The sequence below is a fragment of the Aquisalimonas asiatica genome, assembly GCF_900110585.1.
Lineage (GTDB): Bacteria > Pseudomonadota > Gammaproteobacteria > Nitrococcales > Aquisalimonadaceae > Aquisalimonas > Aquisalimonas asiatica.
Genome location: NZ_FOEG01000004.1, coordinates 149,086 through 161,846 on the forward strand (window position 1 = coordinate 149,086; position 12,761 = coordinate 161,846).

The window sequence follows — 12,761 nt, forward strand, 5'->3', positions numbered from 1 at the left end:
GCGGTTCAGCGCGGCGCGGCGTCCCGCGACGTGAGCGCCTCCAGTGCGGTAAAGCCCGGGTCCTTGCCGGTATCCACCACCAGTGCGTCACCGGTTTCGTCTTCGTCCGGCCGCTCGGCGGTGTGGAGCTGGTGGTCGAGGACGCTGGTATCCGCCTCCGACGGGTCGCGGCCGGCGCGTTGCCGATCCGTAATGCGGCGGCGCAGCTCGGCCTCGTCCGCACGGCAGTCCACCAGGGTGAACGGAACACCGGCCGCCGCGGCAAGGCGGCGGAAACGGTCCCGCTCGCTGCGGCCCAGTGTCGCTGCATCCACCACCACGTCCGCACCGGCGTGGAGTAGCCCCGCCGCCAGGGTTTCAAGGCGCTGGTAGGTCCGCTCGGAGGCGGTGTTGTCGTAGATGCCCTCGCCGACGCCCGCACCGGTGCGGGTGGCGCGATCAAGGGCGTGCAGCCGCTTGCGTTCCACGTCCGAGCGCAGCCGGATTGCCCCCGTGCGCTCCACGATGGCGGCGGCGACCGTGGACTTGCCGCTGCCCGAGAGCCCATGCATGAGAAACAGTCTCGGTGCGCGCGCGCGGGTATCCTCTTCGGCCACCGCGAGGTAGCGCTCGACGGCCCGGTGCGCTGCGTCCCGCGTCTCTGCGTCCGCGTCCTGCAGGCGCAGGGCGTTGACCTTCGCCCGCACCAGCGCCCGGTAGACGCGGTAGAACGGCAGCAGGGCGACGGCGTTGTAGTCGCCGGTGTGCTCCAGGTAGGCGTTGGTGAACCGTGCGGCGAGCTCCGGGCGCCCGCGGCTGCGCAGATCCATGTCCAGGAAGGCCACTTCGTTGATGGTGTCGATCCAGCGCAGGGCGTCGGAGAACTCGATGCCGTCGAAGATCACCGGGCGGTCGTTGATGGCGACGATGTTGCCCAGGTGCAGGTCGCCGTGGCATTCGCGGATGTGCCCGCCGGCGTGCCGGTCGGTCATGAGCCGGGTCAGGGCGGTGAGTTGTTGCTCGGTCCAGTCGCGCAGGTGGGCGATGCGGTGGTCGTCGCCGAGCGCCTCGGCCAGGCTGGCAAGATTGTCCCGTGCGGGTTCTGCCACGGCTGCCGGTGTACCCAGAGGGGAGTCGGGGCCCGCGACCGCGGCCTGCCCGTGGAACGCGGCCACCTGGGCGGCGATGTCGTCGAGCATGCCGGTGTCCAGTTCGCCCTGATCCAGCAGTGTGTCGAGCAGGCGGCGGTCATCGAATCGCCGCATCTGCACGGCCCAGTCCAGCAGCGGGCCGTCGCCATTGATCACGGGGTCGTCGGGCGTCCCGGTGATGGCGATGCGCTGGAGGTAGAGCTCCGGGGCGAGACGGCGGTTCAGGCGCAGCTCCTCGTCGCAGGCGTGCCGGCGCTGCTCCAGGGTGGTGAAGTCGAGAAAACCGAGATCCAGGGGCTGCTTGAGCTTGTAGGCGTAGTGCTCGGTGAGCAGCAGGGTGGAGATGTGGGTGCGCACGGTGGTGACCTGCGCCACGGGGTGCGGGTAGCGCCCCGGCTCCTGCAGCCGCTCGCACAGGGTTCGATGCTGGGCGGCAGTGAGTTCGGTCATGACTGGTCCGGCTCCGTGATGGCGCGGCGCAGGTCGCGGATGATCGGGGCGGTATCCGGCGACACGCCCCGCCACAGGCGGAAGGATTCGGCTGCCTGCTCCACCAGCATGCCGAGGCCGTCCAGGGTGCGGGCGGCGCCGTGCTCGGCGGCCCAGCGCATGAATGGCGTGGGCTCCGGGCCGTAGACCATGTCGTAGGCGCTGGTGCGGGCACCGACGATCCCCTCGGGCAGGTCGGGCATGCCGCCGCTGAGCCCGGTGGAGGTACCGTTGATGATCAGGTCGAAGGGCGGCTGGTCGTGGAGGGTGTCGAAGCCGCAGGCGTCGGCATCGGCCGCTTCACGGCACAGGGGCACCAGACCTTCCGCGCGGCTGACGGTGCGGTTGGCGATGAGCAGCAGTGCCGGGTGTTCGGCGGCCAGCAGCTCCAGCACGCCCCGTACGGCGCCGCCGGCGCCGAGGACGAGAATGCGCCGGTTCTGCAGGGTGATACGGTGGTTGTCGCGCAGGTCCCGCACCAGCCCCTCGCCGTCGGTATTGTCGCCGTGGCGGCCACCGTCGGCGCGGAACAGCAGGGTGTTCACGGCGCCGCACGCCTCCGCCCGCGGGCTGCGGCTGTCGGCCACGGACCAGGCCTCTTCCTTGAACGGGACGGTGATGTTGAGGCCGTGCCCGCCCTTGTCCTGAAACAGCTCCACGGCTTCGGCGAAGCCGTCGGTGGGGACTTCCTGGCGGCTGTATTCGATGTCCTCGCCGGTCTGCTCGGCGAACCGGGTGTGGATCCACGGCGAGCGGCTGTGGGCGATGGGGTTGCCGAAGACGGCGTAGCGGTCGGTCATGGCTCGTGTTCGCCTCGTTGATCCGGGGTCCGGCGTACGGGGAACCGGTTACGGACACGCTGTGAACCCATCCATGGGCGCTTGACTGCGGCCGTCCGGGCCGCAGACAGTCCGTAACCGGTTCCCCGCACACCGGACGGTGCAGAATGTCCGTTACCCGAAGCTACTTGTTTTCATCCTCACGCAGCCATTGGGCTGCACGGGCGGCGAAGTAGGTAAGAATGCCGTCGGCGCCGGCGCGCTTCATGGCGGTGAGTGCTTCCAGGGCGCAGGCGCGCTCGTCCAGCCAGCCTTCCTTCGCCGCTGCCATCAGCATGGCGTACTCGCCGCTCACCTGGTAGGCGAACGTGGGCGCGCCGAAGGTGGTGCGCACGCGGTGGATGATGTCCAGGTAGGGCATGGCGGGCTTCACCATGACCATGTCGGCGCCCTCTTCCAGGTCCAGGGCGACTTCGCGCATGGCCTCGTCGGTGTTGGCCGGGTCCATCTGGTAGGTCTGTTTGCCGGCCGCCCCGAGGTTGGCCGCCGAGCCCACCGCGTCGCGGAAAGGGCCGTAATAGCTGGAGGCGTACTTGGCGGAGTAGGCCATGATCCGGGTGTTGACGTGGTCGGCGGCTTCCAGGGCCTCGCGCATGGCGCCCACCCGCCCGTCCATCATGTCGGAGGGGGCGACGATGTCGACGCCGGCTTCGGCGTGGCACAGGGTCTGCTTGACCAGGATCTCCACGGTCTCGTCGTTGAGTATGTGCCCCTGGTCATCCAGCACGCCGTCCTGGCCATGGCTGGTGAAGGGGTCCAGCGCCACGTCGGTCATGACGCCCAGTTCCGGGAACTGCGCCTTCACGGCGCGCACGGCGCGTGGGGCGAGGCCGTTGGGGTTGTAGGCCTCGCGCGCATCCGGGGTTTTCAGGTCCGGCGGTGTGACCGGGAACAGGGCGATGGCAGGGATACCCAGTTCCACCAGGCGGCCGGCCTCTTCCAGCAGCAGATCAATGGACAGCCGCTCGACACCGGGCATGGATGGTACCGGTTGCCGCTGTTTCTCGCCGTCCAGCACGAACAGGGGCTGGATCAGGTCATCAGTGCTGAGCCGGTTCTCCCGCATCAGGCGGCGCGAAAAGGCGTCGCGGCGCATGCGGCGCATGCGCACGCCCGGGAAGTAGCCAACGGTGGTGCTGTGCGTGGTCATGAGACATCCTGCAGCGCGTGTGTGCGTGCATTATGCCTCGCGCCGCCGATGCGCCCAAGGTCTTGCCGGTCAGCCGCTGCAGCTGGCGCCGCCGAGCACGCAGAACTTCGCGCAGTGCGGGTGGTTGAGCGGCACGTCGACGAAGCTCTCGGCCAGCGTCCGGCCCAGCTCGAACTGCGGGTCGTAGGGCAGCAGGGTGCAGGGCACCACCACGGGGTGGGCGGCGCCCTTGCGCTTGATCACCATGCGCGAGCTGGCGCACATCTGCGCGTCGGGGGACGTGCCGACAATGTCCCAGCACGCTTCGGTGATCTCCGGCACGTCGAGGCGCGCGTCCATCTCCGGGAAGAGCACCAGGGTGCGGGCGTCGTGGGCGTCCAGGCCGATGTGCTCCCGGCGGAACAGGTCTGCGTAGCCCAGGCGCATGGCGTGCTCGGACTCGCCGGAGAACAGCCGGCCGGCGATGTCCACGGTGAAGCCGTTGCTGGTGAGCCAGTGCAGGCCCTTGATCGCCGGCGCCCAGGAGCGTGGCCCGCGCTCTTCCTCGTGGGTATCCCGGTCGTAGTGGTCGATGGACACCCGCACGGTCAGCCGGTCGCCGTGGCGCCGCTGGATGTCCAGCAGCGGGTCGGCGACCTTCATCATCGGGCGCATGGCGTTGGTGAGCACCAGTGCCTCGAAGCCGCGGGTGAGAACGTCGTCGAGGATCGGGATCATGTCCGGGTTCATGAACGGCTCGCCGCCGGTGAACGCGATGGTTCGGGTGCCCAGGCGGTCGCGTTCGATCTCGTCCAGGTAGGCGGCGACCTCATCGGTGGAGATATAGACGAGCCGGTCGTTGCTGGGCGAGGACTCGATGTAGCAGTTGCGGCACTCCAGGTTGCACAGGGTGCCGGTGCAGATCCACAGGGTCTCCAGCTCACGAAGCCGGACATGGGCCCGGGGGTCGCCGTCGGCGGTGGTGCGCGGATCCTGGAACTTGCGCGGATCGAGGAACTGGATGACGGATTCGGCCGGTTGGCTCATGGGCGTCCTCGTGACGGGGCTGAACAGTCACCGTCGCGCCGTGTCGCGACGATCCGGGGATCAGTGTATCGCGATGGGACCGGGCTGGTGGATACGTAGAATGACGGAGTCGGTCAGGAGCGGCCGGCGCCGGCCGAGCGCCCGTGATCGCCACTGGCCTGTGCGGCGTCCGCGCCGGCCTGGCGGAGGCGCTGCTCGGCCCATTCGAGCACACGCTGCACGCGCGGCGAGGCGAGCTGGCGCGCGCGGCGGAAGCTGACCCAGCGGTACTCCTGATGCTCCGGTCGACCCAGGTCCGGGTTGACGCCCAGCACCACGTGCTTTCCCGGCGTCTCGGCCAGGTAGTAGCGGGCGACCTTGCCCCGGGCATAAGGGCCCGTTTCCATGTACTCGTGGCCGAGGAAGAAATTCAGTTCGCGGATGCCGGTCTCTTCGCGGACCTCGCGGACGGCCGCCTCAATGGGCTTCTCGCCGGGTTCCACCTGGCCCTTGGGGGAGTCCCAGTACTGGAAGGCGCGCAGCAGCAGACAGCGCCAGGCATTGCCTTCGCGCCGTACTACCACCACCCCTGCCGACAGGGTTCGCACCTTCATGCTGTTGTCCTCGCTTGCTGCAGTCCTCCGGGAGCGCCAGGGTGGCGCGCGCGCCGGGCCTACCCTTGATGATAGCCGGGACTGAGCGCATGTACTGCTTCGATCATTGCCTGGGCGTGCTCCGGACTCACTTCCGGGTGGATGCCGTGACCCAGGTTGAAGACGTGGCCGGTCCCGTGGCCGTAGGCCGCCAGGATGTCGCCCACATGTCTGCGGATGGTGTCCGGGGCGGCATACAGCGCGCTCGGATCCAGGTTGCCCTGCAGGGCAACGCGGTCTCCCACTCGGCGGCGCGCATCGCCGATGTCCTGGGTCCAGTCCAGGCCGAGTCCGTCGGCGCCGCACCCGGCCATGTCCTCGAGCCAGGGGCCGCCGTTCTTGGTGAAAAACGTGACCGGCACGCGGCGACCGTCTGCCTGTTTGGACAGCCCGGAGATGATTTGTTCCGCGTAAGGCAGGGAAAATTCCCGGTAGGCGGCCGGCGTGAGAATGCCGCCCCAGGTGTCGAAGATCATCAGTGCCTGGGCACCGGCGGCGATCTGGGCGTTCAGGTAGTCGGTGACGGCCTGGGCAAGCTTGTCCAGCAGCCGGTGCATGAGGTCCGGGCGGTCGTAGAGCATCCCCTTGCTCCAGGCGTAGTTCTTGGAGCTGCCCCCTTCGATCATGTAGGTGGCCAGCGTCCACGGGCTGCCGGCGAAGCCGATCAGCGGCACCCGCCCCTGAAGCTCCCGACGGATTACGCGCACGGCGTCCGGGACATAGCGCAGCTCCTGCTCGGGGTCGGGGACGGGCAGCGCGTCAATGGCCGCTTCGTCCCTGACCGTGTGCTCGAACCGCGGCCCCTCGCCGGCCACGAAATGGAGGCCGAGCCCCATGGCGTGGGGAATGGTGAGAATATCGGAGAACAGGATGGCGCCGTCGAGACGGAACCGCTCCAGCGGCTGCAGCGTCACCTCGCAGGCCAGCTCCGGATTCTGGCACAGCGCCATGAAGCTGCCCGCGCGCTCGCGCGTCGCCCGGTACTCGGGCAGGTACCGGCCGGCCTGGCGCATCATCCACACCGGCGTGCGCTCGGTGGGCTCGCGCAGCAGGGCGCGGAGGAGGAGGTCGTTCTGGAGCGGGGCGGATGAGGTCAACGCAGCCTCCTGAGCCGTGGTGAGTGTGCCGGAATGTGTGTCTGCTTCCGCGGGCGCGGGCTGGGAAGCCCCATATCCGCGTTTGACCGCCGTGTAGGAGCGACGTCAGTCGCGATTGCCGGGTATCGAAAACCCAGTCGCGACTGACGTCGCTCCTACGGCGGCGGTGCCCCGGAGGCCTGTCAGACCTCCAGGTAGTTCAGAATCCCCTTGGCGGCCTCGCGGCCCTCGAACACGGCGGTGACCACCAGGTCCGAGCCGCGCACCATGTCACCGCCGGAGAACACCTTGGGGTTACCGGTCTGGCCGAAGAACTGTTCGTCCTTGCGGATGGTGACGCGATCGCGGTCGTCGGTGCCGATGGCGTGGGCCTCGAACCAGTCCGCCGGGCTGGGACGGAAACCGAACGCGATCAGCACGCGGTCCGCCGGGATGACTTCCTCGCTGCCGGGCACCGGCTCCGGGCGCCGACGGCCGCGATCATCCGGCTCACCGAGCTGGGTGGTCACCACCTTGACCCCTTCCACCTTGCCGTCACCGACGATCTCCACGGGCTGGCGGTTCCACAGGAACTTCACGCCCTCTTCCTTGGCGTTCACCACCTCGCGGCGGGAGCCGGGCATGTTCGCCTCGTCACGGCGGTAGGCGCAGGTGACGCTCGCGGCGCCCTGGCGGATGGAGGTGCGGTTGCAGTCCATGGCGGTGTCGCCGCCGCCGAGCACCACGACGCGCTTGCCCTGCATGTCGATGAAGTCGCCCGGCTCCTGTTGGTAGCCCAGCTCCTTGTTGATGTTGGAGACCAGGAACGGCAGCGCCTCGTACACCCCCGGCAGGTCTTCCCCGGGGAAGCCGCCACGCATGTAGGTGTAGGTGCCCATGCCGAGGAAGACCGCGTCGTAGTCCCGGTCCAGCTCCTCGAAGGTGATATCGGTGCCGATCTCCGTTTCGAGTCGGAACTCCACGCCCATCTCTTCCATGATCTGGCGCCGGGTGCGGACGATCTCCTTCTCCAGCTTGAACGGGGGGATGCCGAACGTCAGCAGCCCGCCGATTTCCGGGTACTTGTCGAAGACCACCGCTTTGACGCCATTGCGCACCAGGATGTCCGCCGCGCCCAGGCCGGCCGGCCCGGCGCCGACCACGGCCACCTTCTTGCCGGTATCGACCACGCCGGACATGTCCGGGCGCCAGCCCGCCTTGAACGCCTCATCGGTGATGTAGCGCTCGATGTTGCCGATGGTCACCGCGCCGAAGCCGTCGTTGAGCGTGCAGGCGCCTTCGCACAGGCGGTCCTGCGGGCACACCCGGCCGCACACCTCGGGCAGCGAGTTGGTGCGGTGGGAGAGCTCCGCGGCCTCGAACAGATTCCCCTCGGCGATGAGCTTCAGCCAGTTGGGGATGTAGTTGTGGACCGGGCACTTCCACTCGCAGTAGGGGTTGCCGCAGTCCAGGCAGCGGTCCGCCTGGGACGCGGCCGTCTCCTTGTCGAACTGGTCGTAGATCTCGTTGAAGTTGTTAACCCGGACCTCGACTTGTTCTTTTCTCGGGTCCTGCCTCGGGACTTCAATAAACTGAAAATTGTTACCCATGGGTTCCTGTCGCGTTCGTCAGTCTCCGGCGTACCGGATGGGAAGACGGCCGGCCGACGGCATCGCCGCCGGCCGGAGCGGATCAAGCGGCCTGGCGCAGCGTGTCCAGGATGCTCTGGAGGTCCGCCGCCTTCGGCTTGACCAGCCAGAACCGCCGGGCGTAGTCCCGGAAGTTGTCGAGAATCTCCTGGCCCCACTCGCTGCCTGTCTCGCGGACGTATTCGCGGATCATGTTCTTGAGATAGTTCCGGTGCGCTTCCATGGACTCGGACTGCACCCGGTGGATGTCGATGAGTTCGTGGTTGTAGCTGTCGACGAACTCGTTATCCATGTCCAGCACGAACGCGAAACCACCGGTCATGCCTGCACCGAAGTTCAGCCCCGTGGGGCCGAGACAGCACACCACGCCACCGGTCATGTATTCGCAGCCGTGGTCGCCCATGCCTTCCACCACGGCGTGGGCGCCGGAGTTGCGCACCGCGAAGCGCTCACCCACCATGCCCGCTGCGAACAGCTTGCCGCCGGTGGCACCGTAGAGGCAGGTGTTGCCCATGATGGTGGTGTCGTTGGTGCGGAAGCTGCTGCCCTTGGGCGGATGGATGACCAGCTTGCCGCCGGCCATGCCCTTGCCCACGTAGTCGTTGGCATCGCCGGCCAGATACATGTGCAGCCCGGCTGCGTTCCACACGCCGAAGCTCTGCCCGGCGCTGCCGTGCAGGCGCAGCACCAGCGGGGTGTCGGCCATGCCGTAGTTGCCGTGACGCTGGGCAATCTCGCCGGAGAGCCGGGCACCGATGGAGCGGTTCATGTTCTTCACTTCGAACTGGAACTCGCCACCGGACTTCGCTTCGATCGCCGGCAGGCACTCGCGCACCATCTGCTCGGCCAGCTCGCCCTTGTCGTAAGGGACGTTGCTGGGTTCGACGCAGTGGCGCGGCTTGTCCGCGGGGACGCCGCCATCGGAGAGCAGCGGCGTGAGGTCGAGCTGGCGCTGCTTCTCGGTTTCGCCGGGCAGGATCTCCAGCAGGTCCGTCCGGCCGATGAGGTCCTCGAGGCGGCGCACGCCGAGCTTCGCCATCCACTCGCGGGTTTCCTGTGCCACGAAGCGGAAGTAGTTGGCGACCTTCTCCGGCGTGCCGATGAAGTGCTTGAGCCGCAGCACCTTCTCCTGGGTTGCCACGCCCGTGGCGCAGTTGTTCAGGTGACAGATGCGCAGGTACTTGCAGCCCATGGCCACCATGGGGGCGGTGCCGAAGCCGAAGCTCTCCGCACCGAGAATGGCGCCCTTGATGACGTCGAGCCCGGTCTTCATGCCACCGTCGGCCTGTACGCGGACCTTGCCGCGCAGGTCGTTGGCGCGCAGGGCGTGATGGGTCTCCACCAGCCCCAGCTCCCACGGCGCCCCGGCGTACTTCACCGAGGTCAGCGGGCTGGCACCGGTGCCGCCGTCGTAGCCGGCGATGGTGATCAGGTCGGCGTAGGCCTTGGCCACGCCCGCGGCAATCGTGCCCACACCGGCCACGGACACCAGTTTCACCGAGACCAGGGCCTGCGGATTGACCTGCTTGAGGTCGAAGATCAGCTGGGCCAGGTCCTCGATGGAGTAGATGTCGTGGTGTGGCGGCGGCGAGATCAGCGCCACGCCGGGCTTGGAGAAGCGCAGCCGGCCGATCATCTCGTTGACCTTGTGGCCGGGCAGCTGGCCGCCCTCGCCGGGCTTGGCGCCCTGGGCCACCTTGATCTGCAGCACCTCGGCGTTCACCAGGTAGTGCGGGGTCACACCGAAGCGCCCCGAGGCCACCTGCTTGATCTTGGACATGCGCTCGGTGCCGTAGCGTGCTTCGTCCTCCCCGCCTTCGCCGGAGTTGGAACGACCGCCCAGGCGGTTCATGGCGATGGCCAGGGACTCGTGCGCCTCCGGGGAGAGCGCGCCCAGGGACATGCCCGCGGAGTCGAAACGGGGCAGGATGGCGTCGATGGGTTCGACGTCGTCGATGTCCAGCGCCGCGTCCTGTTCCTTCACCTTGAGCAGGTCCCGGAACACCATGGGCTGGCGCCGGTTCACCAGCTCGGCGAAGCGGTCCCACGCCTCGCGGTCACCGGTCTCGACGGCCTCCTGCAGGTGTTGCACCACGTCCGGGTTGTAGGCGTGGTACTCGCCGTTCTGCACGAACTTGAGCAGGCCGCCCTTGCGGACCACCGCGCGCCGCGAGAAGGCCTCCCGGGCCAGGGTCTGCTGGTCGCTCTCCAGGTCCTGGAAACGGCTGCCCTTGATACGGCTGACCGTGCCGCTGAAGCACAGGTCCACCACGTCGTCGGCCAGGCCGACGATCTCGAACAGCTGCGCACCGCGGTAGCTGGCGATGGTGGAGATCCCCATCTTGGAGAGGATCTTGAACAGGCCCTTGTTGATGCCCTTGCGGTAGTTGCGCCGCAGCTGGTCCACCGGCGTGATCTTGATCTGGCCGCTGCTGCGCATGTTGCGGATGGCGGCGTAGGCCAGATAGGGGTAGATGGCGGTGGCGCCGTAGCCGATCAGCGTGGCGAAGTGGTGCGGGTCCCGCGCCGTGGCGGTCTCGACGACGATATTTGCGTCGCAGCGCAGCCCCTTGGCGACCAGGCGGTGGTGTACGGCGCCGGTGGCCAGCAGGGCGTGGACCGGGAGCTTGTTCTCGTCCAGGTAGCGATCGCTCAGGACGAGGATCACCTTGCCGTCGCGGACCGCCTGCTCCGCTTCGTCGGCGATGCGCTCGATGGCCGCCTTCAGACCCTCGGTGGCCGCGTACTGCAGGTCGATGACGTGATTGGCGTAGGCCGGGTCGTCCTGATTGAGCAGCAGCAGGAACTTGGTGCGCGACAGCACCGGGGATTCCACCACCAGCCGCTTGGCGTGCTCCTCGGTCTCCTCGAAGACGTTGAGTTCGCGCCCCAGGCAGGTCTCCAGGGACATGACGATCTGCTCGCGCAGCGGGTCGATGGCCGGGTTGGTGACCTGGGCAAACTGCTGGCGGAAGTAGTCGTACAGGGCGCGCTCGTTGCGCGACAGCACCGGCAGCGGGGTGTCATCGCCCATGGAGCCGACCGCCTCCTGGCCGCCTTCGGCCAGCACCCGCACCACGGAGTCGTTCTCCTCCAGGGTGAGGTTGTACATCTTCTTGAAGGTGGGCAGGTCGTCCTCGCCGATGGGCGTGCCGCTGTCTTCCAGCTCGGTCTCCTCGAGCGTGGACTCCAGCCGCTGCAGATGGTCGTGCAGCCAGCGCTTGTAGGGCTTGCGCTGCTTGAGCCGGTCGTCGATGGTCTTCGGCAGGAGCAGCTCGCCGGTCTCGGTGTCCACGGCCAGCATCTCGCCGGGCTTGAGCCGGCCCTTGGCCTCCACGTCCTCGGCGGCGTAGTCGTACACGCCGATCTCCGAGGCGAGGGTGATGTGCCGGTCCTTGGTGATCACGTAGCGCGCCGGACGCAGGCCGTTACGGTCGAGCACGCAGGCGGCGTGGCGCCCCTCGGTAAGCACGATGCCCGCCGGGCCGTCCCACGGCTCCACGTGCATGGAGTGGTACTCGTAGAAGGCGCGCAGGTCCGTGTCCATGCTGTCCACGTTCTGCCAGGCCGGCGGAATCAGGATGCGCAGGGTCCGGAAGATGTCCATGCCGCCCGCCAGCATGGCGTCGAGCATGTTGTCGAGGCTGTTGGAGTCGGAACCCTCGCTGCTCACCAGCGGCGCAACCTTGGCCATGTCCGGGATCAGCGGTGTCTCGAACTTGGCAGCGCGCGCGTTGGCCCAGTTGCGGTTGCCCTGGACGGTGTTGATCTCGCCGTTGTGGGCCAGAAAGCGGAACGGCTGGGCCAGGCGCCACTCGGGCCAGGTGTTGGTGGAGAAGCGCTGGTGGAAGACGCAGATGGCGGTTTCCATGCGCGGATCGTTGAGATCCCTGTAGAACACCGGCAGGTATGCCGGCATCACCAGGCCCTTGTAGGACAGCACCTGCGACGACAGGCTGGTGATGTAGAAGTGTTCGTCTTCCGGCTCGATGACCTTTTCGGTGACGCGCCGTGCCGTGAACAGACGGCGGCCGAAGTCCTGGTCGTCCATGCCGTCCGGCGCGTTGATGAAGATCTGCTCGATGCGCGGCAGTGTCTTCAGCGCCTCCTCGCCACAGGCCGAGGCGTCGGTGGGCACGTCCCGCCAGCCGAGCACGGTGACCCCCTCGTCGGCCAGTGCCTGATCGAGCGTCGCCCGCGCCCTGGCGGCTTTGTCGGCGTCGGTGCTCAGGAAGATGGTGCCAACGGCGTAGCGTTCAGCCAGTTGCCAGCCCTGCTCGTCGGCGACCGCGCGCAGGAACCCGTCCGGTTTCTTGATCAGCAGGCCGCAGCCGTCACCGGTCTTGCCATCGGCAGCGACGGCACCGCGGTGCGTCAGCCGGCCGAGGGATTCGATGGCGGTGGACAGCACCCAGTGGCTGGGTTTTCCGTCCATGTGCGCGATCAGTCCGAACCCGCAGTTGTCCTTCTCGAAGCTCGGCCGATACAGCGTCGGCCTGTCAGCGTTCTCGTATCTCACGGGGAATGCCTCTGCGTGATGGTTGATGTCGTCCGGGTAGGGGCTTTAGAAAGCCTGCGCCGGTCGAAGCGGTGCCGCGGCGACATGCCGACTGTCCGGGCACACGACCAGCCCCCGATCCGTAGGGCAAAGGGCCGATCAGTATAGCGATTTGTGATGGGTGCCACAAATCCGGGCGGCACAGCGCCGCCGAACCCGCCCGGATCGCGGGCAGGTGGAGAGCCCCCCGCGCCGGTTGGCGCAGGGGTTGG

At 67.9% G+C, this 12,761-nt stretch carries 8 protein-coding genes; all 8 read right to left on the reverse strand.

Going from position 1 to position 12,761, the window contains the following annotated elements; translation table 11 throughout:
- Positions 1–5 precede the first annotated feature (5 nt).
- A complete protein-coding gene (locus tag BMZ02_RS10575) occupies positions 6–1,580 on the reverse strand; it encodes a bifunctional aminoglycoside phosphotransferase/ATP-binding protein (RefSeq protein WP_091643337.1) in 1,575 nt (524 codons plus the stop codon).
- A complete protein-coding gene (gene aroE, locus BMZ02_RS10580) occupies positions 1,577–2,419 on the reverse strand; it encodes a shikimate dehydrogenase (RefSeq protein ID WP_091643340.1) in 843 nt (280 codons plus the stop codon). The genes BMZ02_RS10575 and aroE overlap by 4 nt, the downstream gene beginning before the upstream one ends.
- Before the next feature lie 163 nt (positions 2,420–2,582).
- Complete coding sequence (gene hemB / locus BMZ02_RS10585) at positions 2,583–3,608, reverse strand: porphobilinogen synthase (protein WP_245754010.1); 1,026 nt, start codon at positions 3,606–3,608, stop codon at positions 2,583–2,585.
- Between the two features lie 69 nt (positions 3,609–3,677).
- Positions 3,678–4,634 (reverse strand): radical SAM protein, encoded by a 957-nt coding sequence (locus tag BMZ02_RS10590; RefSeq protein ID WP_091643343.1) that lies wholly within the window; start codon positions 4,632–4,634, stop codon positions 3,678–3,680.
- Positions 4,635–4,747: 113 nt separating this feature from the next.
- On the reverse strand, positions 4,748–5,227 hold the full coding sequence (locus BMZ02_RS10595; RefSeq protein WP_091643345.1) for a bis(5'-nucleosyl)-tetraphosphatase: 480 nt from the start codon (positions 5,225–5,227) through the stop codon (positions 4,748–4,750).
- Positions 5,228–5,286: 59 nt separating this feature from the next.
- Positions 5,287–6,363 carry a uroporphyrinogen decarboxylase gene (gene hemE / locus BMZ02_RS10600; protein ID WP_091643348.1) on the reverse strand — a complete coding sequence of 359 codons (1,077 nt, stop codon included), beginning with the start codon at positions 6,361–6,363 and terminating at the stop codon, positions 5,287–5,289.
- A 182-nt stretch (positions 6,364–6,545) separates the two neighbouring features.
- On the reverse strand, positions 6,546–7,952 hold the full coding sequence (locus tag BMZ02_RS10605; protein WP_091643350.1) for an FAD-dependent oxidoreductase: 1,407 nt from the start codon (positions 7,950–7,952) through the stop codon (positions 6,546–6,548).
- An 82-nt stretch (positions 7,953–8,034) separates the two neighbouring features.
- A complete protein-coding gene (gltB, locus tag BMZ02_RS10610; RefSeq protein ID WP_091643355.1) occupies positions 8,035–12,510 on the reverse strand; it encodes a glutamate synthase large subunit in 4,476 nt (1,491 codons plus the stop codon).
- Positions 12,511–12,761: the final 251 nt, after the last annotated feature.